Source organism: Rubrivivax sp. JA1026, assembly GCF_011065555.1.
Taxonomy (GTDB): domain Bacteria; phylum Pseudomonadota; class Gammaproteobacteria; order Burkholderiales; family Burkholderiaceae_C; genus Rubrivivax; species Rubrivivax benzoatilyticus.
The window spans coordinates 116804-137451 of record NZ_JAALCQ010000002.1 but is presented as its reverse complement, the minus strand read 5'-3'; the positions used below and the strand labels follow the sequence as shown (position 1 = coordinate 137451).

General features: G+C 70.6%; 19 protein-coding genes. 12 read left to right on the top strand and 7 right to left on the bottom strand.

What is annotated here, in order from left to right:
* Positions 1–3000 (bottom strand): L-glutamate gamma-semialdehyde dehydrogenase, encoded by a 3000-nt coding sequence (locus G5B56_RS04330; protein WP_164962438.1) that lies wholly within the window; start codon positions 2998–3000, stop codon positions 1–3.
* A 93-nt stretch (positions 3001–3093) separates the two neighbouring features.
* Here G5B56_RS04330 and G5B56_RS04325 point away from each other — a divergent pair, with 93 nt between their 5' ends.
* Positions 3094–3594, top strand: coding sequence for an Lrp/AsnC ligand binding domain-containing protein (locus G5B56_RS04325; protein WP_009856255.1), 501 nt, complete (start codon positions 3094–3096; stop codon positions 3592–3594).
* A gap of 167 nt (positions 3595–3761) precedes the next feature.
* Positions 3762–3974 (top strand): hypothetical protein, encoded by a 213-nt coding sequence (locus tag G5B56_RS04320; protein ID WP_009856254.1) that lies wholly within the window; start codon positions 3762–3764, stop codon positions 3972–3974.
* A gap of 25 nt (positions 3975–3999) precedes the next feature.
* Here the strand turns inward: G5B56_RS04320 and G5B56_RS04315 are convergent, their stop codons facing one another.
* Positions 4000–4692, bottom strand: coding sequence for a YggS family pyridoxal phosphate-dependent enzyme (locus G5B56_RS04315; RefSeq protein ID WP_164962437.1), 693 nt, complete (start codon positions 4690–4692; stop codon positions 4000–4002).
* Between the two features lie 43 nt (positions 4693–4735).
* Between G5B56_RS04315 and G5B56_RS04310 the strand changes: the two genes are divergently transcribed.
* The 4 genes from G5B56_RS04310 (at position 4736) to G5B56_RS04295 (ending at position 8547) form a co-directional block, all read left to right on the top strand.
* Complete coding sequence (locus G5B56_RS04310; protein ID WP_009856252.1) at positions 4736–5779, top strand: type IV pilus twitching motility protein PilT; 1044 nt, start codon at positions 4736–4738, stop codon at positions 5777–5779.
* A gap of 142 nt (positions 5780–5921) precedes the next feature.
* Positions 5922–6443 (top strand): cyclic nucleotide-binding domain-containing protein, encoded by a 522-nt coding sequence (locus tag G5B56_RS04305; protein ID WP_240920653.1) that lies wholly within the window; start codon positions 5922–5924, stop codon positions 6441–6443.
* Between the two features lie 20 nt (positions 6444–6463).
* Entirely contained in the window at positions 6464–7600 is a 1137-nt protein-coding gene (locus tag G5B56_RS04300) for a PilT/PilU family type 4a pilus ATPase (RefSeq protein WP_009856250.1), read from the top strand.
* Between the two features lie 56 nt (positions 7601–7656).
* Positions 7657–8547, top strand: a complete 891-nt coding sequence (locus tag G5B56_RS04295; RefSeq protein ID WP_164962436.1) for an NAD(P)-dependent oxidoreductase — start codon at positions 7657–7659, stop codon at positions 8545–8547.
* Between the two features lie 40 nt (positions 8548–8587).
* Here the strand turns inward: G5B56_RS04295 and G5B56_RS04290 are convergent, their stop codons facing one another.
* Genes G5B56_RS04290 through G5B56_RS04280 form a run of 3 tightly spaced genes read right to left on the bottom strand, consistent with a single transcriptional unit; the run spans position 8588 to position 10230 of the window.
* On the bottom strand, positions 8588–9220 hold the full coding sequence (locus G5B56_RS04290; protein ID WP_009856248.1) for a BON domain-containing protein: 633 nt from the start codon (positions 9218–9220) through the stop codon (positions 8588–8590).
* A gap of 14 nt (positions 9221–9234) precedes the next feature.
* Entirely contained in the window at positions 9235–9792 is a 558-nt protein-coding gene (locus tag G5B56_RS04285; RefSeq protein ID WP_009856247.1) for an SIS domain-containing protein, read from the bottom strand.
* Between the two features lie 51 nt (positions 9793–9843).
* Positions 9844–10230, bottom strand: coding sequence for a YraN family protein (locus G5B56_RS04280; RefSeq protein ID WP_009856246.1), 387 nt, complete (start codon positions 10228–10230; stop codon positions 9844–9846).
* On the opposite strand from G5B56_RS04280, the gene rsmI reads away from it, so the two are divergent.
* From rsmI to G5B56_RS19790, 6 genes are all read left to right on the top strand, one after another.
* Positions 10223–11122 (top strand): 16S rRNA (cytidine(1402)-2'-O)-methyltransferase, encoded by a 900-nt coding sequence (gene rsmI / locus G5B56_RS04275; RefSeq protein ID WP_164962435.1) that lies wholly within the window; start codon positions 10223–10225, stop codon positions 11120–11122. The two genes, G5B56_RS04280 and rsmI, sit on opposite strands and share 8 nt — an antisense overlap.
* 74 nt (positions 11123–11196) lie before the next feature.
* The gene (tldD, locus tag G5B56_RS04270; protein ID WP_164962434.1) at positions 11197–12660 is read left to right on the top strand and encodes a metalloprotease TldD; all 1464 of its coding nucleotides are present in this window, start codon (positions 11197–11199) and stop codon (positions 12658–12660) included.
* A complete protein-coding gene (locus G5B56_RS04265; RefSeq protein ID WP_164962433.1) occupies positions 12660–13862 on the top strand; it encodes a threonine ammonia-lyase in 1203 nt (400 codons plus the stop codon). Before tldD ends, G5B56_RS04265 begins: the two co-directional genes overlap by 1 nt.
* 282 nt (positions 13863–14144) lie before the next feature.
* A complete protein-coding gene (locus G5B56_RS04260; protein WP_009856242.1) occupies positions 14145–15266 on the top strand; it encodes a 3-deoxy-7-phosphoheptulonate synthase in 1122 nt (373 codons plus the stop codon).
* 80 nt (positions 15267–15346) lie between these two features.
* Positions 15347–16765, top strand: coding sequence for an FAD-binding oxidoreductase (locus G5B56_RS04255; RefSeq protein WP_009856241.1), 1419 nt, complete (start codon positions 15347–15349; stop codon positions 16763–16765).
* A 209-nt stretch (positions 16766–16974) separates the two neighbouring features.
* Positions 16975–17733 carry a PEP-CTERM sorting domain-containing protein gene (locus G5B56_RS19790; protein WP_206023479.1) on the top strand — a complete coding sequence of 253 codons (759 nt, stop codon included), beginning with the start codon at positions 16975–16977 and terminating at the stop codon, positions 17731–17733.
* A gap of 53 nt (positions 17734–17786) precedes the next feature.
* On the opposite strand, the gene G5B56_RS04245 is transcribed toward G5B56_RS19790, so the two are convergent.
* Both G5B56_RS04245 and G5B56_RS04240 read right to left on the bottom strand, forming a co-directional pair.
* Positions 17787–19343 carry a SpoVR family protein gene (locus G5B56_RS04245; RefSeq protein ID WP_009856239.1) on the bottom strand — a complete coding sequence of 519 codons (1557 nt, stop codon included), beginning with the start codon at positions 19341–19343 and terminating at the stop codon, positions 17787–17789.
* Positions 19340–20626, bottom strand: a complete 1287-nt coding sequence (locus G5B56_RS04240) for a YeaH/YhbH family protein (protein WP_164962432.1) — start codon at positions 20624–20626, stop codon at positions 19340–19342. The genes G5B56_RS04245 and G5B56_RS04240 overlap by 4 nt, the downstream gene beginning before the upstream one ends.
* Positions 20627–20648: the final 22 nt, after the last annotated feature.

The following is a 20648-nucleotide window of genomic DNA, read 5'->3' as shown; positions in this document are numbered from 1 at the left end:
TCAGTGGCCGATCCCGGCCAGCAGTTCGGCGTTGCCGCCGGCGGCGGCGGTGTTCACCGTCAGCGTCTGCTCGGCGCAGAAGCGGTACAGGTAGTGCGGGCCGCCGGCCTTGGGGCCGGTGCCCGACATCCCTTCGCCACCGAAAGGCTGCACGCCGACGACCGCGCCGATGATGTTGCGGTTGACGTAGACGTTGCCGATGCGCGCCAAGTGCGCGATGCGTTCGGCGCGGCTGTCGATGCGCGTCTGCACACCCAGCGTCAGCCCGTAGCCCAGCGCGTTGATGCGCGCGACGAGCTGCTCGACGTCGCCGCTCCAGCGCACCAGGTGCAGCACGGGGCCGAAGATCTCCTCGCGCAGATCCTCGACGGCGCCGATCTCGAAAGCCACCGGCGCCACCAGGCGCGGCACCGCCGGGGCCGCCGGGCGCGGTGTCTCGCCGACCAGGCGCGCTTCGCGGCGCAGGCGCTCGACGTGGCGTTCCAGGTTGGCGAAAGCCTCGTCGTCGATCACCGGGCCGACGTCGGTGGCCAGCCGCGCCGGGTCGCCGAGCGAGAGTTCCTTCATCGCCCCGGCGAGCATCGTGAACACGCCGTCGGCGACGCTTTCGTGCACCGCCAGCAGGCGCAGCGCCGAGCAGCGCTGGCCGGCCGAGCGGAAGGCGCTCTGCACGACCGCGTCGACCACCTGCTCGGGCAGCGCGGTGCTGTCGACGATCATCGCGTTCAGGCCGCCGGTCTCGGCGATCAGCGGCACGATCGCGCCGTCCTTGGCCGCCAGCGTGCGGTTGATGAGCCGCGCGACCTGGGTGCTGCCGGTGAAGCAGACGCCCGCGGTGCGCGCGTCGGCCACCAGCGCGGCGCCGACGGTCTCGCCGGAGCCGTGCAGCAGCACCAGCGCGTCCTCGGGCACGCCGGCCTCGTGCAGCAGCGCGACGAAACGTTCGGCCACCGCCGGTGTCTGCTCGGCCGGCTTGGCGGCGACGGTGTTGCCGGCGACCAGCGCGGCCACCACCTGACCGGCGAAGATCGCCAGCGGGAAGTTCCACGGGCTGATGCAGACGAAGACGCCGCGGCCGTGCAGGCGCAGCGTGTTGCGCTCGCCGGTCGGGCCGGGCAGCAGTTGTTCGCCCAGCCGCGCCTCGGCCTGTTCGGCGTAGTAGCGGCAGAAGTCGGCGGCCTCGCGCACCTCGGAGACGGCGTCGCCCAGCGTCTTGTGCGCCTCCTTGACGAGCAGGCCGCAGTACTCGGGCAGGCGTGCTTCGAGCAGGTCGGCGGCGCGGCGCAGCGCGCCGGCACGCCCGGCCAGCGGGCGCGCGCTCCAGGCGCCGAAGCCGGCGGCCAGGCGCGCCATCGCGGCGGCGCTGTCCTCGGCACGTGCCTCGGCGACGGCGGGCACGCGCGTCGCGGCGACGGCGGCCAGCAGCGGCGCACGCATCGCTTCGCAGGCCAGGTCGGCACCGGCCGAGTTGGGCCGCGCCGGGCCGTACAGCGCCGCCGGCAGCGGCAGGCCGGATTCGGCGGTGGGCGCCAGCGGCGAGGCCAGCAGTTCCTCGGGCGCCACCGCCGGGTCGGCGAGCTGGTGCACGAAGGACGAGTTGGCGCCGTTCTCCAGCAGCCGGCGCACCAGGTAGGCCAGCAGGTCGCGGTGTTCGCCGACCGGGGCGTAGACGCGGCAGGCGATGCTGCCGTCCTTCAGCACCTCGCGGTACACGCCCTCGCCCATGCCGTGCAGGCGCTGCATCTCGAAGGGCACGCCGGCGGCACGTGCCATCTGCAGGATCGCGGCGATCGTGCCGGCGTTGTGCGAGGCGAACTGCGGGTACAGCACGTCGGCGTGGCCCAGCATCGCGCGCGCGCAGGCCAGGTAGGAGATATCGGTGTGGTGCTTGTGCGTGAACACCGGGTAGGCCGGCAGGCCCAGCTCCTGGGCGCGTTTGGCCTCGCCGTCCCAGTAGGCGCCCTTGACCAGGCGGACCATGAAGCGCAGGCCGTGACGGCGCGCGATCGCGGCGACCTCGTCGATGACCGCCAGCGCACGCGTCTGGTAGGCCTGCATCGCCAGGCCGAAGCCCTGCCACTGCGGGAAGGCGGCGGCGATGCGGTCGGCGACGGCGTCGAAGACGTCCAGCGACAGCTCCAGCCGGTCGACCTCCTCGGCGTCGATCGTCAGGTTCAGGTTGGCGGCGGCGGCGCGCTCGACCAGCGTCCAGACACGCGGCAGCAGGGTCTCGAAGACCCGTTCGCGCTGCGCGTCCTCGTAACGCGAGAACAGCGCCGACAGCTTGATCGAGATGCCGTCGCCTTCCATCGGCGGCAGCGGCCCGCGTTCGGCGCGGCCCGCGGCGATGGCGGCGATCGCGTTCTCGTAGCTGGCGAGATAACGCTCGGCGTCGGCTTCGGTGCGTGCGCCCTCGCCCAGCATGTCGTAGCTGAAGCGCAGCATCGGTTGCGCCTTGCGCTGCGCCGCGGCTTCCTTCATCGCCTCGTCGATGCTGCGGCCGAGCACGAACTGGCGGCCCAGCAGCTGGATCGCGCGCACGGTGGCGGCGACGACGGTGCGTGCGCCCAGGCGCTGCAGCAGGCCGGCCGGCTGCTCGGCGCCGGGCAGGAACTTCTTCGACAGCGCGATGGCGCTCGCCGACAGGCTGGCCAGCATCTTGTGCGGGCCTTCGTCGCCCGTGCCGTCGAAGTCGGCGCGGCCGAGCTGGTCGGCGGTCAGCGCGACGGCGGTCTCGGCGTCGGGCACGCGCAGCAGCGCTTCGGCCAGACGCATCAGCGCCAGGCCTTCGGCACTGGAGATCGGGTACTCGCGCAGCAGCGACTCCATCGCCCAGAACGGCGCCGGGTGGGCGCGCACCTGCTCGACCCAGGGCTTGGCGGTCGCGATCACACGCGGCCAGTCGAGCGCGGCCTGCAGCGACGCCAGCGCGGCGGTGATGGCCTCGGACTCGGGGCGGTACGGGAACGGCAGGCGTTCACGCGGCGGCGGGACGGGCATGGGGGCACTCCTGGGCGACAAACGGGCGCAGTGTGGGGGCCGACGCACCGCATCCGATTCGGAATGAAGCCGGTTTGACCGAGAATCCCACGGATGGACGACGCCAACACCGAGCAGGGCCTTCGATCCGGCCCCCGCGAACTGGACAAGATCGACCGCCGCATCCTGCGCGTGCTGCAGGCCGACGGGCGCATCAGCAACCTGAAGCTGGCCGAGGAGGTGCATTTGTCGCCGACCGCGGTGCTCGAACGTGTCAAACGCCTCACGCGCGACGGCTACATCGTCGGCTACGAGGCCCGGCTGGACCCGAGCAAGCTCGGCGCCGGGCTGCTGGTCTTCGTCGAGATCCTGCTCGACCGCACGGTGCACGACGTGATGGACACCTTCAAGGCGGCGGTGCAGGTGCGGCCCGAGATCCTCGAGGCGCATCTCGTCGCCGGCGGCTTCGACTACCTGCTGAAGACGCGTGTCGCCGACATGGCGGCCTACCGCGAGTTCATCGGCACCGTCATCTGGACGCTGCCCGGCGTGCGCGAGACCCGCACCTACGCGGTGATGGAAGAAGTGAAGAACAGCGCCCGCATCCCGGTCTGAGCCCTGCCGGCGGCCCGCCGACGGGCCGAATCGCTGAAAACGAGAACGACACCACGGCCTGCCCTCTGCAGCCGGGTGATCCCTGTGCCGATTCACCAAAAACGATGATTAGATCGTCGCCGGCCGCCCGTGCGGCACGACGACATCGGGAACGACAGGGAGTACGAATGTTCTCGAACACCAAACCTGCGGGGCGACACGGCCCCGTCTCGCGCTTCGCCTCGTCCAGGATCGGCGAGTACCCGCCGGGCGCCCTGCTGCCGCCCGAGCCCCGGCCGGGCCATGAACGCCGGCAGCTCGCGTTCGTCGAAGGCATGGCGATCGTGGCGCTGGTCGCCGCGATGGCGCTCGAACTCGGGCTGGCGCTGGGGCTGTACTGAGCCGGCCTGAGGCGCCGGTGCCGGCTCAGCGCCGGCCGAAGATCGCCGTGCCGATGCGCACCAGCGTCGCGCCCTCGGCGACCGCGGCCTCGAGATCGGCGCTCATGCCCATCGACAAGGTGTCCAGCGCCAGGCCGTCGGCGTTCAGCGCGGCGAGCATCGTGCGCAGCCGCGCCAGCGGCTGGCGCTGCGCCGCCGGGTCCTCGCTCGGCTCGGGGATGGCCATCAGCCCGCGCAGCCGCACACGCTCGGCCGGCAGCGCGGCGACGGCATGCGCCAGCGCCGGCAGGTCCTCGGGCGCGCAGCCGCTCTTGGAGGCCTCGCCACTGACGTTGACCTGCAGGCACAGCTGCAGCGGCGGCAGCCAGGCCGGGCGCTGCTCGGCCAGGCGCTGGGCGATCTTCAGCCGGTCCACCGAATGCACCCAGTCGAAGGCCTCGGCCACCGGGCGCGTCTTGTTGCTCTGCAGCGGGCCGATCAGATGCCATTCGAGCTCGGGCCGCAGGTCGACGAGCTCGGCGATCTTGGCCAGCGCTTCCTGGACGTAGTTCTCGCCGAAGGCCCGCTGCCCTTCACCGTGCGCGGCCCTCACCGCCGAGGCGGGAAAGGTCTTGGACACCGCCAGCAGCGTGACGCTTTGCGCGTCCCGGCCGGCCGCATTCGCGGCTGCGGCGATACGCCGCTTCACTTCTTGCAGGTTGCTTCCGATGCTGCCCATAATCGTTCGATCACTGGGCGAATGGCGCCCTCGCGCTCCCGTCATGGACATCACCCAGCTGCTCGCATTCTCGGTCAAGAACAAGGCCTCGGACCTGCACCTGTCGGCGGGGCTGCCGCCGATGATCCGCGTGCACGGCGACGTGCGTCGCATCAATGTCGAACCGCTGGACCACAAGATGGTCCATTCGATGGTCTACGACATCATGAACGACGCCCAGCGCAAGCATTACGAGGACACGCTGGAGTGCGACTTCAGCTTCGAGATCCAGGGCCTCGCACGTTTTCGTGTCAACGCGTTCAACCAGAACCGCGGTGCCGGCGCGGTGTTCCGCACGATCCCGAGCAAGATCCTGACGCTGGAGCAGCTCGGCACGCCCAAGGTCTTCGCCGAGCTGGCGCTGAAGCCGCGCGGCCTGGTGCTCGTCACCGGCCCCACCGGCTCGGGCAAGAGCACGACGCTGGCGGCGATGGTCAACCACCTCAACGAGAACGAGTACGGCCACGTGCTCACCGTCGAGGACCCGATCGAGTTCGTGCACGAGAGCAAGAAGTGCCTCGTCAACCAGCGCGAGGTCGGGCCGCACACGCTGTCCTTCGCCAACGCGCTGCGCTCGGCGCTGCGCGAGGACCCGGACGCGGTGCTGGTCGGCGAAATGCGCGACCTGGAGACGATCCGCCTGGCGCTGACCGCCGCCGAGACCGGCCACCTGGTGTTCGGCACGCTGCACACCTCCAGCGCCGCCAAGACCATCGACCGCGTCGTCGACGTCTTCCCCGCGGCCGAGAAGGAGATGGTGCGCGCGATGCTGTCGGAGTCGCTCGTCGCCGTCATCTCGCAGACGCTGTGCAAGCTGAAGGACGGCTCGGGCCGCGTCGCGGCGCACGAGATCATGATCGCCACGTCGGCGATCAAGAACCTGATCCGCGAGAACAAGATCGCCCAGATGTACTCGGCCATCCAGACCGGCCAGAGCCTGGGCATGCAGACGCTGGACCAGAACCTCGCCGACCTGGTGCGCCGCAACGTGATCACGCCGGCCGAGGCGCGGGGCAAGGCGAAGATTCCCGAGAACTTCCCCGGGTGACGATGGCCCCCCCCCGTAGCGCCTTCGGCGCTCCCCCCCGGGGGGGCGACGCCAGCGGCCGGGCAAAGCCCGTCCGCGGCGTCTGCTTGACAGGCCGTCGGTTCGCCACCCTCTGCACGCCTGCGCTGGGTCGGGAACGCGCATGAGCGACGCCGCTTCGTGGGCGCAGCGTGCGGCGCAGGTGGGGGCACAAGCCTTCGACGCTGATGAAGGGCTGCGGCGGCTGGCTGGGCTGTGGGCGGGCGGGCGGCGGCCGTTCGACGAGGCGTCGATGGCGCGGCTGGCGCCCTACCTCGTCTTCGTGCGCGTCGGCGCGGGCCAGCGGCTGATCGTCCAGGACGAGCCGGGCGAGTTCATGATCGTGGTGCTCGAAGGCGCGGTCGTCGTCGAGCGCCAGGGCAGCAACGCGGCCACGCGGCTGGCCGAGATCCGGCCGGGCGACGTGCTCGGCGAGATGTCGCTGCTGGACGCCGGCCCGCGGCTGTCGGATTGCCGCAGCACCGAGCCCTGCGTGCTGGCGGTGCTCGAGACCTCGCAGCTGCTGGCGCTGATGAACGCCGACGCGCAGCTGGCCTTGATGCTGCTCGCCGCGCTGGCACGGCGGCTGTCGCTGCGGCTGCGCCAGACCAGCACGCGGCTGTCGGCGCTGCTCGGCGACGCCTGATCGGACAAGGGAGTACACGGATGGAACGCGACCAGGCCTCGAAATTCGTCAACGACCTGCTGCGCCTGATGATCGCGCGCAACGGCTCGGACCTCTTCCTCACCGCCGACTTCCCGCCGGCGATCAAGGTCGACGGCAAGGTGACCAAGGTCTCGCCGCAGCCGCTGACCGGCCAGCACACGCTGCAGCTGGCGCGCGCGGTGATGAACGACAAGCAGGCCGCCGAGTTCGAGCGCACCAAGGAGTGCAACTTCGCGATCAGCCCGCAGGGCGTCGGGCGCTTCCGCGTCAACGCCTTCATGCAGCAGGGCCAGGTGGGCCTGGTGCTGCGCACGATCCCGCAGACGCTGCCGACGATCGACACGCTGGCCCTGCCCGGCGTGCTCAAGGACATCGCGATGACCAAGCGCGGCCTGGTGATCTTCGTCGGCGCCACCGGCTCGGGCAAGAGCACCTCGCTGGCGGCGATGGTCGACTGGCGCAACGAGCACTCCTACGGCCACATCATCACCGTCGAGGACCCGATCGAGTTCGTGCACCCGCACAAGAACTGCATCGTCACGCAGCGCGAGGTCGGCGTCGACACCGACGGCTGGGAGCAGGCGCTGAAGAACACGCTGCGCCAGGCGCCCGACGTGATCCTGATGGGCGAGATCCGCGACCGCGAGACGATGGAGCACGCGGTGGCCTTCGCCGAAACCGGCCACCTGTGCATGGCCACGCTGCACGCCAACAGCGCCAACCAGGCGCTGGACCGCATCATCAACTTCTTCCCCGAGGAGCGCCGCGGCCAGCTGCTGATGGACCTGTCGCTGAACCTCAAGGCGCTGATCAGCCAGCGCCTGCTGCCGCGCCAGGAAGGCCGCGGCCGCATTGCGGCGGTGGAGATCATGCTCAACACGCCGCTGGTGTCGGACATGATCTTCAAGGGCGAGATCGGCGAGATCAAGGAGCTGATGAAACGCTCGCGCGAGCTCGGCATGCAGACCTTCGACCAGTCGCTGTACGACCTCTACGAAGCCAACGCCGTCAGCTACGAGGACGCGCTGCGCAACGCCGATTCGGTCAACGACCTGCGCCTGCAGATCAAGCTCAACAGCCAGCGTGCGCGCAGCCGCGACCTCGCCGCCGGCACGGAGAACATGCGCGTCATCTGACGCGGCGCGGCCGGGCGGCAGAATCGGCGGTCCCCACCGCCTGAGACCGCCCGCCGATGAGCAAGACCTACGACCCCGTCCCGCCCCGCGCCGTCGCCTTCATCGGCCTGGGCGTCATGGGCTACCCGATGGCCGGGCACCTCGCCCGCGCCGGCCACCGCGTCACCGTCTACAACCGCAGCGCCGCCAAGGCCCAGGCCTGGGTCGCCGAGTACGGCGGCGCCCACGCACCGACGCCGGCCGAAGCCGCCGCCGGCGCCGAGTTCGTCTTCTGCTGCGTCGGCAACGACGACGACCTGCGCGCCGTGACGCTGGGCGAGACCGGCGCCTTCGCCGGCATGGCGCCGGGCGCGGTCTTCGTCGACCACACCACGGCCTCGGCCGAAGTCGCGCGCGAGCTGTATGCCACCGCCGCAGGGCGCGGCCTGCCCTTCGTCGACGCCCCGGTCTCCGGCGGCCAGGCCGGTGCGGTCAACGGCGTGCTGACCGTGATGTGCGGCGGCGACGAGGCGCCGTTCGACGCGATGAAGCCGGTGGCGATGGCCTTCGCGCGCGCCGTCACGCGCATCGGCGACAGCGGCGCCGGCCAGCTCGCGAAGATGGTCAACCAGATCGCCATCGCCGGGCTGGTGCAGGGCCTGGCCGAGGCCATCGCCTTCGGCCGGCACGCCGGGCTGGACATGCCGCTGGTGCTGGACGTCATCGGCAAGGGCGCGGCGCAGAGCTGGCAGATGGACAACCGCGGCAAGACGATGGTCGAAGGCAGGTTCGACTTCGGCTTCGCCGTCGACTGGATGCGCAAGGACCTCGGCCTGGTGCTCGACGAGGCGCGCCGCAACGGCGCGCGCGTGCCGGTGACGGCGCTGGTCGACCAGTTCTACGCCGAGGTCCAGGCCCAGGGCGGCGGCCGCTGGGACACGTCCAGCCTGATCAAGCGGCTGGGCTGAGCGGGCGCGGCGGGCCCACCACGGCCCGCCCCGCAGGCGCTCAGCGGTTGCCGGAAGCCGGCTGCGAAGGCTGCGTGGCCTTCTGCAGGTTGGCGAGTTCGGCTTCGGAGATCACCTCGAAGACGCGCACCACCTTCTGCACGCCCGACACCGAGCGCGCCAGATCCGCGGCCCGCGCCGCCTCGCGTTCGGTGACGCGGCCCATCAGGTAGACCGTCCCGCGCTCGGTGATGACCTTGACCGACGGCGCCTGCAGGTCCTTGGCGTCGACGAAGGTCGCCTTGACCTTGCTGGTCAGCACGAGGTCGTTGGAACGCGAGCTCAGCGAGCTGTTGCCGGCGACGGCCAGCTCGTTGGTGACGCTGCGCACGTTCTCGACGCGGCGCACCGCGTTCTCGACGCGCAGGCGGTCGTCCTCGGTCGGCACCTCGCCGGTCAGCAGCACCATGCGGTTGTAGCTGGTGACGTTGACGTGGCCCAGCGTCGCCAGATCGCGCACGACCGAGGCGCCCTTGAGCTCGATGGCCTGGTCCTCGACCTGCGCGCCGGAGGTGCGCCGGTCGATGATCATCATGCTGCCGCCGACCATCGCACCGCCGACGATCAGCGGTGCGCAGGCCGACAGCGTCGTCGCGGCAGCCGCCGCAGCCAGGGCCAGCGCCAGCGGGCGCATCACGAGTCGGGTGTTCACGGTTCCTGTTCTCCCATCAGTTGAAGGTCGATCGCGTCGCACAGGCAGTGCAGCACGAGCAGCTGGAGTTCCAGCGCCCGGCCGCCGCGGGCGTGCGGCAGCGCGACCTTGACGTCGGTTTCGGCGAGCTGCGCCGCGACGGCCGCAGCCGCCGCCCCGGTGCCGGCGCTGAGGCCGGCCACCGTCATGTCCTTGTCGTGCGCCGCGGCGATCGCCGCGCGAGCGAGCTGGCCGTCGCCGTCGGCGGGCTCGATCCAGAACAGCACGTCGCCCGGATGGCCCAGCGCCAGGATCAGCGGCTCGGCGTCGGCGCCCAGCACCATCGCCGGCAGCGGCGGGCGCTCGCGTTCGTAGCCGGTGACGAGGCGCTGGCCGAAGTGAAGCGCCAGCGCCGAGGCGGCGCCGCTGCCGCCGATCATCAGCTTGCCGCCGGAGGTGATGGCCCCGACCAGGGCGCCGCAGGCTTCGGCGATCGGGCGCGAGAGCGCCTCGGCGGTCTGGTACTTCAGGTCGGCGCTGTCGAAGAATTGCTGCTGGATCCGCTGCTCGAGCATAGGCGGGGGATGATAAGGCCCGGGGTTGGCACGGCCCCGCCGGCGGCGGGTTCAAGCGGCGTCGAAGGCCGCCTGAAGCCATTCAACGCGCCCGTCATCAATGCAGACGACATCGAAGCGGCACGGCGGCAGCACGCGCCAGCGCTGCAGGTAGTGGCGCGCGGCATAGACGATGCGGGCCCGCTTGCTCGCGCCGATGCTGGCCGCGGCACCGCCGAAGCCGCGGCTGCGCCGTGAACGCACCTCGACGAAGACCAGCGTGCCGTCGGCGTCGCGCAGGATCAGGTCGACCTCGCCGCCGCGCGCGTGCGGGCCGCGTGCGACCCGATAATTGCGCTCCAGCAGCGTCAGGCCGCGCGCTTGCAGCCAGGCCAGCGCCCGAGACTCGGCGGCATCGCCGAGCGCCTTCGTCCCCTGCTCCGACGCGCCCTTGAACATCACGCCCTCCGCGCTGCTCGCCGCAGCCGATGCCGCCGCCGGCAGCCAGCAGTTCCCGCCCGGCGCACTCTACGTCGTCGCCACGCCGATCGGCAATCTGGCCGACATCACGCTTCGGGCGGTGCACGTGCTGGCCCGCGCCGACGCCGTCGCCTGCGAGGACACGCGCGTCGGCGCGCAGCTGCTGCGCCACCTGGGGCTGGACAAGCCGCTGATCGCGCTGCACGCCCACAACGAACAAGGCGCCAGCGGCGCGGTGCTGGCACGGCTGGCGGCGGGCGAGTCGGTGGCCTACGTCAGCGACGCCGGCACGCCGGCGGTCAGCGACCCCGGCGCGGTGCTGGTGGCACAGGCCGCGGCGGCCGGCCATCGGGTGATCCCGATCCCGGGCGCGAGCAGCGCCGTCACGGCGCTCAGCGTCGCCGGCGACACCGTCGGCGCGGGCTTCCGTTTCGTCGGCTTCCTGCCTTCGCGCGGCGGCGAACGGCGCGACGCGCTGGCCGCCTGCCTGGGCGAGCGTTCGACGCAGGTGCTGTTCGAGGCGCCGCACCGCATCGAGGCGCTGGCGGCGACGCTGGCCGAAGGCGCGCCCGAGCGCCGCGTGACGCTGTGCCGCGAGCTGACCAAGCAGTTCGAGACCGTGGCGACGATGGCCGCCGGCGAGCTGCCGGGCTGGCTGGCCGCCGATGCGAACCGTGTGCGCGGGGAGTTCGTGCTCGTGCTGCACGCACTGCCGGCGGTGGAGGCCGAAGGGCTGGCGCCGGCGGCGCTGCAGACGCTGGAGGTGCTGCTGCGCGAGCTGCCGTTGAAGCAGGCGGTCGCGCTGGCCGCCGAGATCAGCGGCGCGCCGCGCAACGCGCTGTACCAGGAGGCCTTGGCGCGGCGCGGCTGAACTCCGGCGAGCGCCACCGCGGCGGCACGGGCAAGACGCGACTCCTACAATTCGCGCCCCACCCGGAGGCGCCGATGATCACCCGCGAACCCACCCTCGAACGCCTGGCCATCGCGCAGTCGTCGCTGCTCGAACCCGCCGGCATCGGCGAGGCGCAGCTCGCCCGGGCGCTGGCGACGATCGCCGAGCATCGTGTCGACGACGCCGACCTGTATTTCCAGTCCACGCGCCACGAGGGCTGGAGCCTGGAGGAAGGCATCGTCAAGGGCGGCAGCTTCAGCATCGACCAGGGTGTCGGCGTGCGTGCCGTCGCCGGCGAGAAGACCGCCTTCGCCTACAGCGACGACCTGTCCGAGGCCGCGCTGCTGGACGCCGCGCGCACCGTGCGCACGATCGCCGCGGCCGGCCAGAACAAACGTGTCAAGCTGGCGCGTGCGCCGCGCATCGCCGCCAGCCGTGCGCTGTACGCGCCGATGGACCCGATCGCGACGCTGGACAGCACGCAGAAGGTGGCGCTGCTCGAGCGTGTCGAGAAGCTCGCCCGCGCCAAGGACCCGCGCATCGTCCAGGTGATGGCCGGGCTGGCCGCCGAGTACGACGTCGTCTTCGTCGCGCGCGCCGACGGCACGCGCGCCGCCGACGTGCGGCCGCTGGTGCGGCTGTCGCTCACCGTGATCGCCGAGCAGGACGGCCGGCGTGAAGTCGGCACCGGCGGCGGCGGCGGCCGTTTCGGCCTCGGCTACTTCCAGGACGCGGTCATCGAAGGCTATGTGCGCCAGGCCGTCGACGCGGCGCTGACCAACCTCGAGAGCCGCCCGGCGCCGGCCGGCGAGATGAGCGTCGTGCTCGGCCCCGGCTGGCCCGGCGTGCTGCTGCACGAGGCCGTCGGCCACGGGCTCGAAGGCGACTTCAACCGCAAGGGTTCGAGCGCCTTCTCCGGCCGCCTGGGCCAGCGGGTCGCCGCTCCGGGCGTCACCGTGCTCGACGACGGCACGCTGCCGGACCGCCGCGGTTCGCTGAATGTCGACGACGAAGGCGTGGCCTCGAAGCGCAACGTGCTGATCGAGGACGGCATCCTCGTCAGCTACATCCAGGACAGCCTGAACGCGCGCCTGATGGGCGTGAAGCCCACCGGCAACGGCCGGCGCGAGAGCTACGCCCACCTGCCGATGCCGCGCATGACCAACACCTACATGCTCGCCGGCGACAAGACGCGCGAGGAGATCGTCGCGTCGATGAAGCGCGGCCTCTACGCCACCAACTTCGGCGGCGGCCAGGTCGACATCACGAGCGGCAAGTTCGTCTTCTCGGCCAGCGAGGCCTTCTGGGTCGAGAAGGGCAGGATCCAGTACCCGGTGAAGGGCGCGACGATCATCGGCAGCGGCCCGGATGCGCTCAAGCGCGTCAGCATGATCGGCAACGACCTGGAGCTGGACACCGGCGTCGGCACCTGCGGCAAGGAAGGCCAGAGCGTGCCGGTCGGCGTCGGCCAGCCGACGCTGCGCATCGAGCGCCTGACCGTCGGGGGCACCGCCTGATGGCTGCCGTCGAGTACGCCGACATCGAGGCCGCCGCCGGCCGCCTGGCCGGCCACGTGCTGGACACGCCCTGCGTCGAGAGCCGCACGATCGGCCAGATCCTCGGCGCCCAGGTCTTCCTGAAGTTCGAGAACCTGCAGTTCACCGCCTCGTTCAAGGAACGCGGCGCGCTGAACAAGCTCTGTGCGCTGGTGCAGCACGGCGTGGCCGGCGTCGTCGCCGCCTCGGCCGGCAACCACGCCCAGGGTGTCGCCCACCACGCCCAGCGCCTGGGGCTGCGCGCCGTCATCGTGATGCCGGTGCACACGCCGACGGTGAAGGTCGAGCGCACGCGCGGCTTCGGCGCCGAGGTCGTGCTGCACGGCGAGACCTTCGACGAGGCGCGCGAGCGCGCGCTGCAGATCGCCGCCGAGCAGAGGCTCGAGTTCGTGCACCCCTTCGACGACCCGCTGGTCATCGCCGGCCAGGGCACGATCGGCCTGGAGATGCTGCGCGCGCAGCCCGAGCTGGACACGCTGGTCGTCGCCGTCGGCGGCGGCGGGCTGATCAGCGGCATCGCCACCGCGGTGCGTGCGCTGCGGCCGGACATCCGCATCATCGGCGTGCAGACCGCGCGGTTCCCGGCGATGGTCAACGCCGTCAAGGGCACGCAGCACCCGCAAGGCCTGACGACGATCGCCGAAGGCATCGCCGTCGGCCAGCCGGGCGAGATCACGCGCGCGCTGATCGCCGAACGGGTCGACGACCTGGTGCTGGTCGACGAAGGCGACATCGAGCAGGCCATCGTGATGCTGCTCGAGATCGAGAAGACGCTGGTCGAAGGCGCCGGCGCGGCCGGCCTGGCGGCGCTGCTGAAGGAGCCCGAGCGCTACGCCGGGCGCAAGGTCGGCCTCGTGCTGTGCGGCGGCAACATCGACCCGATGCTGCTGTCGGCGATCATCGGCCGCGGCATGGTTCGCGCCGGGCGGCTGGCGCGCATCCGCGTCGGCGCGCGCGACACGCCCGGCGTGCTGGCGCGCATCACCACGGTGGTCGCGCAGGCCGGCGCCAACATCGACGAGGTCCACCACCAGCGCGCGTTCTCGACGCTGTCGGCGCAGAACGTCGAGGTCGAGCTGGTGCTGCAGACGCGCAACCCGCGCCACGTCGCCGACGTCGTGCAGGCGTTGCAGGCCGCCGGTTTCGGCGCGCAAGCGTACTGACGAATGCCGGGGTCAGGTCTTGCCTTTTGCACTGACGCTCTCGGCGCAAGACGCCAACGTCGCCGCGTGCAAAAGGCAAGACCTGACCCCAATCCTCACCGCGTGCTACATTCGACCCCGATGCGTTCGCCCGCCTTCTTCTTCGCGTACTTTTGGTTCTCGCCCCGTTCGGCGGCTGGAGAGGCAAACGCGTAACCCGAAGAAACGCGAGCGAACCCAGAAAACCGCCGGCAGCCCCGGCGGTTTTTTTTCGCCCCGTCCCCGACCACAGGAAGCCCCGTCATGAGCCCGAAATCCGCCGCAGCGACCGAGAGCCGCTACGCGCTGAGCGAGAAGACCAGCCAGACCGACGACCAGCGCATCCGCGACGTCACGCCGCTGCCGCCGCCGGACCACCTGATCCGCTTCTTCCCGATCGCCGGCACGCCGGTCGAGACGCTGGTGTCGGGCACGCGGCACAAGATCCGCCAGATCATGCACGGCGAGGACGACCGGCTGCTCGTCATCATCGGCCCGTGCTCGATCCACGACCCGGCCGCGGCCGTCGAGTACGCGCGTCGCCTGAAGGCCGAGCGCGAACGCCACGCCGCCGACCTCGAGATCGTGATGCGCGTCTACTTCGAGAAGCCGCGCACCACCGTCGGCTGGAAGGGCCTGATCAACGACCCCTACCTCGACGAGAGCTTCCGCATCGACGAAGGCCTGCGCATCGCGCGCCAGCTGCTCGTCGACATCAACCGCGAAGGCGTGCCGGCGGCCAGCGAGTTCCTCGACGTGATCTCGCCGCAGTACATCGGCGACCTGATCGCCTGGGGCGCGATCGGTGCACGCACGACCGAGAGCCAGGTGCACCGCGAGCTGGCCTCCGGGCTGTCGGCGCCGGTCGGCTTCAAGAACGGCACCGACGGCAACATCAAGATCGCCACCGACGCGATCCAGGCCGCCGCGCGCCCGCACCACTTCCTGTCGGTGCACAAGAACGGCCAGGTGGCGATCGTCGAGACCCGCGGCAACAAGGACTGCCACGTCATCCTGCGCGGCGGCAAGGCGCCGAACTACGACGCCGCCAGCGTCGCCGCGGCCTGCGCCGAGATCGAGGCGACCAAGCTGCCGTGCCGGCTGATGATCGACGCCAGCCACGCCAACAGCAGCAAGCAGCACCAGCGCCAGATCGACGTGATGCGCGACGTCGGCGGCCAGATCGCCGCCGGCAACCGCTGCATCTTCGGCGTGATGGTCGAGAGCCACCTGAAGCCCGGGGCGCAGAAGTTCAGCGCCGGCAAGGACCGCGCGTCGGCGCTGGAGTACGGCGTGAGCATCACCGACGCCTGCATCGGCTGGGACGACTCGGTCGGCGTGCTCGACGGCCTGGCGGCCGCGGTTCGCGCGCGGCGCAAGGCCTGAGGTCGGCGCCTGACCGGCCTCCTAGAATGCCCCGCCCAGGCGATGACGCTGCGGCGCCGGCCGCGTGCGAGGAGTTGGTCATGAGCGCTGTCCCCCACGATGCCGCCGCCCAGGCGGCGCGTCGCCCGCTGCCCGAGACGCTGCTGGCCGCGCTGCGCACACGCTTCGGCGAGCGCTGCAGCACCACCGAGGCAGTGCGCCTGCAGCACGGCCGTGACGAGTCGCCCTTCCCCGTGACGCCGCCCGACGCGGTCGTGTTCTGCGAGAGCAGCGACGAGGTTGCCGCGGTCGTGCGCCTGGCCGGCGAGCACCGCGTGCCGGTCATCCCGTACGGCACCGGCTCGTCGCTCGAAGGCCATCTGCTGGCCGTGCAGGGCGGGCTCAGCGTCGACGTCTCGCGTCTGACACGCATCCTGCGCATCGACGCCGACGACCTGACGGCCACCGTCGAGGCCGGCGTCACGCGCGAGCAGCTCAACGCCGAGCTGCGTTCACTGGGCCTGTTCTTCCCGGTCGACCCGGGCGCCAACGCGTCGCTCGGCGGCATGGCCGCGACACGCGCCAGCGGCACGAACGCCGTGCGCTACGGCACGATGCGCGAGAACGTGCTGGCGCTGACCGTCGTCACCGGCCGCGGCGAGCTCGTGCACACCGGCACACGCGCCCGCAAGTCGGCCGCCGGTTACGACCTGACGCGGCTGTTCGTCGGCAGCGAAGGCACGCTGGGCGTGATCACCGAACTGACGGTGCGCCTGGTCCCGCTGCCGGAGGCCGTCAGCGCCGCGGTCTGCCACTTCCCCGACGTCGCGTCGGCGGTGCGCACGACGATCCAGACCATCCAGCTCGGCGTGCCGATCGCACGCTGCGAGCTGCTGGACGTCAACGCGGTGCGCGCGGTGAATCGCCAGTCGGGGCTCGCGCTGCGCGAGGCGCCGATGCTGCTGATGGAGTTCCACGGCAGCCCGGCCGGCGTCAAGGAACAGGCCGAGACCGTGCAGGCCATCGCCGCCGAGCTGGGCGGCGAGGACTTCGAGTGGGCCGACACGCCCGAGGAGCGCAGCCGCCTCTGGGCCGCACGCCACCGCGCCTACTTCGCCGGCCTGCAGCAGCACCCGGGCACACGCTCGGTGACGACCGACACCTGCGTGCCGATCTCGCGCCTGGCCGAGATCGTCGAAGCCTCGGTGGCCGACGCCGAGGCCAGCGGCCTGCCCTACTACATCGTCGGCCACGTCGGCGACGGCAACTTCCACCTCGCCTACCTGGTGCGCGACGGCGACGCCGCCGAGCGCGCGACCGCCGAAGCGATGAGCGAACGCATGGTGCGCCGGGCGATCGCGATGGAAGGCACCTGCAGCGGCGAACACGGCATCGGGCTGCACAAGATGGCGTTCCTGGAAGAGGAAGCCGGCGCCGGCGGCATTGCGCTGATGCGCGCGATCAAGCAGGCGCTTGATCCATTTCAAATACTCAATCCGGGAAAGATATTCAGGAACTGAACGCCTCGTTCGATACCGGCCGAGAGACTGTCGAGATATCTGACAAGGTTGTTTCCAAACCTCCCCAAGAGGCGCGCAAGTCTTTGTCAAATAAAGACTTTTGCAGATATCCCTAGTTTGGCGCACGAATTGCTAACGATTCGCCGCAACACGGCGATCGTCCCGATCGCCTTCTGCGGATAACGCGTCAAAACTACGGAGGAACCTCAATGTTCGCGATCAAGTGGGCGGCCACGGCCGGCGTGCTGGCCCTGTCGGCCGTCAGCGCCCAGGCGGCCACGGTGACCCTGGACTTCGACACCGTCGTGACCGGGTCGCGCGCGCCCGGCGTCTGGTACGTCGACCGCGCAGCGCCGGCGGCCTTCGAGAGCGCCGAGTTCGACGGCGAGAACCGCCTCAAGGTGACGACCAACCCGGCCGGCGCCACCGCGGACTTCTACGCCACGCAAGGCCGCAAGTACGACCTGGCGCCCGACACCTACAAGCTGAGCGCGCAGCTCTGGATCGACGAAGAAGCGGCCAGCTACGGCGGACGCTGGGCCGGCCTGTGGGGCACGGGCATCAACACCGCCGGTGCGGTCAGCGCCTATCCGATCATCGAGTTCGCGTCCGGCGGCTTCCGCTTCTGGGACAGCAACGAGCCGGGCTCCTGGACGGTTCCGGTGGTGGCCGTCGGTGACGCCTTCGACCAGTGGTACACGCTGTCGATCACGCTGGGCGGCGGCGGCAGCTTCCTGTACGAGGTGTTCGACGGCGCCGGCGCGCTGTTCGCGTCGCACGCCTACGTCGCCCCGGGCACGACGGCGATCGCCAACGCGATCATCCAGAGCTACAACCACGGCCGCAGCACGGCCTACGACGTCTACTGGGACAAGCTCAGCTACGACGTGCCCGAACCCGGCACGCTGGCCCTGGGCGGCCTGGCGCTGCTGGCCGTCGCCGGCACGCGCCGTCGGCGCAGCCACTGAGACGGCCCGCCAGGCCCTCCACGACACGAAGCCCCGCAAGGGGCTTCGTCGTTTCAGGCCGGCGCCGGCACGTTCCAGCGCTTGGTGACGTCGCCGCGCGTGTTGACGCTCTCCAGGTGCACCGCGAAGCCCCAGAGCCGCGCGACGTGTTTCAGCACCTCGGCAGCGCTGTCGTGCAGCGGCCGGTCGTTGTGCTGGAAGTGGCGCAGCGCCAGCGAGCGGTCACCGCGCAGGTTGACGTTCCAGACCTGGATGTTGGGCTCGCGCGTGCCGAGGTCGTACTGGTGCGACAGCGCCTCGCGCACACGCCGGTAGCCGGCTTCGTCGTGGATGGCGCTGATCTCCAGCTCGTTCTGCTTCTCGTCGTCGAGGATCGTGAACAGCCGCAGGTCGCGCATCAGCTTCGGGCTCAGGTACTGGCCGACGAAGCTCTCGTCCTTGAAGTTGCGCATCGCCTGGTCCAGCGCCGGCAGCCAAGGCGTGCCGGCGATCTCGGGGAACCACTGGCGGTCCTCGTCGGTGGGCTTCTCGCAGATGCGCTGGATGTCGTTGTACATCGCGAAGCCGAGCGCGTAGGGATTGATGCCGCTGTAGGCGCGGTGCCCCACCGGCGGCTGGTAGACGACGTTGGTGTGCGACTTCAACCACTCGATCATCACGCCGTCGGTCAGGTAACCGTCGTCGTACATCGTGTTCAGCAGCTTGTAGTGCCAGAACGTGGCCCAGCCTTCGTTCATCACCTGGGTCTGGCGCTGCGGATAGAAGTACTGCGCGATCTTGCGCACGATGCGCACGATCTCGCGCTGCCAGGGCTCGAGCAGCGGCGCGTTCTTCTCGATGAAGTACAGCAGGTTCTCCTGCGGCTCCTCGGGGAAGCGCCGGCTCTCCTGTGACGGGGCGTCCTTCTCGGCGCGCCGCGGCAGCGTGCGCCAGAGGTCGTTGACCTGCTGCTGCACGTAGGCCTCGCGGTCCTGGCGCTCGGCGAGCTCCTGCGCCAGCGACTTGCGGCTGGGCCGGCGGTAGCGGTCGACGCCGTGGTTGGCCAGCGCGTGGCAGGAATCGAGGAACAGCTCGACGGCCTCCAGGCCGTGCTTCTCCTCGCACTTGGCGACGTAGTCCTTGGCGTAGACGAGGTAGTCGATGATCGACGACGCGTCGGTCCACATCCGGAACAGGTAGTTGCCCTTGAAGAAGCTGTTGTGGCCGTAGGCGGCGTGGGCGATGACGAGCGCCTGCATCGCCATCGTGTTCTCCTCCATCAGGTAGCTGATGCAGGGGTTGGAGTTGATGACGATCTCGTAGGCCAGCCCCATGTGGCCGCGCTTGTAGTTCTTCTCGGTGGCGATGAACTCCTTGCCGTAGCTCCAGTGGCGGTAGTTCACCGGCATGCCGACGGACGCGTAGGCGTCCATCATCTGCTCGGCGGTGATGATCTCGAGCTGGTTCGGGTAGGTGTCCAGGCCGAAACGTTCGGCGGTCGCGCGGATGATCGCGTGGTACTTGTCGATCAGCTCGAAGGACCAGTCGCTCGGGCCGGGAAGGGGTTCGCCGGGCCGTTCGCCGGGCGGGATCGGCTCGGTGAGCAGCGTGCGCGCGGTGCCGTGTTTCATGCCGCCTGCTTCCCTTCCTTCTTGAACAGGTCGCGGAAGACCGGATAGATCTGGTCGGCGCTGGTGGCCTTGCGCATCGCGAAGTGGCGGTGCCCGGCCTGCAGCTGGGTGTACTCCTCCCAGAGGTTCTGCTCTTCCTCGGCGACCTGCACGTAGGCGTAGTAGCGCACCAGCGGCAGCAGCTTGTCGCCCAGCAGCTCGCGGCAGCGGCCGCTGTCGTGGTGCCAGTTGTCGCCGTCGCTGGCCTGGGCGCCGTAGATGTTCCACTCGCTCGGGCTGTAGCGCGCGCGGATGATCTCCTCCATCAGCACCAGCGCGCTCGACACGACGGTGCCGCCGGTCTCGCGGGCGTGGAAGAAGTCGTGTTCGTCGACTTCCTGGGCCTGCGTGTGGTGGCGGATGAAGACCAGCTCGATGCGCTCGTAGTGCTTGGTCAGGAACAGGTACAGCAGGATGAAGAAGCGTTTGGACAGCTCCTTGCGCGCCTCGTCCATCGAGCCGGAAACGTCCATCAGGCAGAACATCACCGCCTTGCTGGTCGGCACCGGCACGCGCACCCGGTTGCGGAAACGCAGGTCGATCGGGTCCAGGTAGGGGATGCGCTCGACGCGCGTGCGCAGCCGGGCGATCTCGTCCTCCAGCGCCTCGATCTCGCGTTCGGCAACGGCGTCGCCGGGCTGGAGTTCGGCCTTCATCACCGCCAGCCGGTCCTCCAGCTCACGCAGCTCGCGCCGGCTGCCGGCGCCGATGGCGATGCGCCGGCCGATCGCGCCGCGCATCGAACGCACGACGTGCAGGTTGTTCGGCGTGCCGTCGCTGCTGAAGCCGGCGCGGTGGGTCTTCCACTCGGGCACCTCGGCGAGCTGGGTGCGCACCAGGTGCGGCAGCGCCAGGTCCTCGAAGAAGACCTGCATGAACTCTTCCTTGCTCAGCGCGAAGGCGAAGTCGTCTTCGCCCTCGCCCTGATCGCTGGCCTGCCCGCTGCCGCTGCCACCGCCACCACCGCCCTTGGGGCGCTCGATGCGGTCGCCGCGGATGTACTCCTGGTTGCCCGGATGCACGATCTCGCGCACCCCGCCCTGGCCGTGGCCGAAGACGGGTTCGCTCAGGTCGCGCTTGGGGATGTGGATCTCCTCGCCACGCTCGATGTCGCGGATGCCGCGGCCGTCGATCGCGCGTTTGACCGCCTCGCGGATCTGCTCCTTGTGCCGGCGCAGGAAACGCTCGCGGTTGCCGATCGACTTGTTCTTGCCGGCGAGCCGTCTGTCGATGATCTGCTGCATGGCATTACTCCCTCTCCCGCAG

What these genes read in the sequence shown, in the direction of transcription:
- G5B56_RS04330 (WP_164962438.1), bottom strand. Translation starts at nt 3,000, where the DNA reads ATGCCCGTCCCGCCGCCGCGTGAACGCCTGCCGTTCCCGTACCGCCCC.
- G5B56_RS04325 (WP_009856255.1), top strand. Translation starts at nt 3,094, where the DNA reads ATGGACGACGCCAACACCGAGCAGGGCCTTCGATCCGGCCCCCGCGAA.
- G5B56_RS04320 (WP_009856254.1), top strand. Translation starts at nt 3,762, where the DNA reads ATGTTCTCGAACACCAAACCTGCGGGGCGACACGGCCCCGTCTCGCGC.
- G5B56_RS04315 (WP_164962437.1), bottom strand. Translation starts at nt 4,692, where the DNA reads ATGGGCAGCATCGGAAGCAACCTGCAAGAAGTGAAGCGGCGTATCGCC.
- G5B56_RS04310 (WP_009856252.1), top strand. Translation starts at nt 4,736, where the DNA reads ATGGACATCACCCAGCTGCTCGCATTCTCGGTCAAGAACAAGGCCTCG.
- G5B56_RS04305 (WP_240920653.1), top strand. Translation starts at nt 5,922, where the DNA reads ATGAGCGACGCCGCTTCGTGGGCGCAGCGTGCGGCGCAGGTGGGGGCA.
- G5B56_RS04300 (WP_009856250.1), top strand. Translation starts at nt 6,464, where the DNA reads ATGGAACGCGACCAGGCCTCGAAATTCGTCAACGACCTGCTGCGCCTG.
- G5B56_RS04295 (WP_164962436.1), top strand. Translation starts at nt 7,657, where the DNA reads ATGAGCAAGACCTACGACCCCGTCCCGCCCCGCGCCGTCGCCTTCATC.
- G5B56_RS04290 (WP_009856248.1), bottom strand. Translation starts at nt 9,220, where the DNA reads ATGCGCCCGCTGGCGCTGGCCCTGGCTGCGGCGGCTGCCGCGACGACG.
- G5B56_RS04285 (WP_009856247.1), bottom strand. Translation starts at nt 9,792, where the DNA reads ATGCTCGAGCAGCGGATCCAGCAGCAATTCTTCGACAGCGCCGACCTG.
- G5B56_RS04280 (WP_009856246.1), bottom strand. Translation starts at nt 10,230, where the DNA reads ATGTTCAAGGGCGCGTCGGAGCAGGGGACGAAGGCGCTCGGCGATGCC.
- tldD (WP_164962434.1), top strand. Translation starts at nt 11,197, where the DNA reads ATGATCACCCGCGAACCCACCCTCGAACGCCTGGCCATCGCGCAGTCG.
- G5B56_RS04265 (WP_164962433.1), top strand. Translation starts at nt 12,660, where the DNA reads ATGGCTGCCGTCGAGTACGCCGACATCGAGGCCGCCGCCGGCCGCCTG.
- G5B56_RS04260 (WP_009856242.1), top strand. Translation starts at nt 14,145, where the DNA reads ATGAGCCCGAAATCCGCCGCAGCGACCGAGAGCCGCTACGCGCTGAGC.
- G5B56_RS04255 (WP_009856241.1), top strand. Translation starts at nt 15,347, where the DNA reads ATGAGCGCTGTCCCCCACGATGCCGCCGCCCAGGCGGCGCGTCGCCCG.
- G5B56_RS19790 (WP_206023479.1), top strand. Translation starts at nt 16,975, where the DNA reads ATGTTCGCGATCAAGTGGGCGGCCACGGCCGGCGTGCTGGCCCTGTCG.
- G5B56_RS04245 (WP_009856239.1), bottom strand. Translation starts at nt 19,343, where the DNA reads ATGAAACACGGCACCGCGCGCACGCTGCTCACCGAGCCGATCCCGCCC.
- G5B56_RS04240 (WP_164962432.1), bottom strand. Translation starts at nt 20,626, where the DNA reads ATGCAGCAGATCATCGACAGACGGCTCGCCGGCAAGAACAAGTCGATC.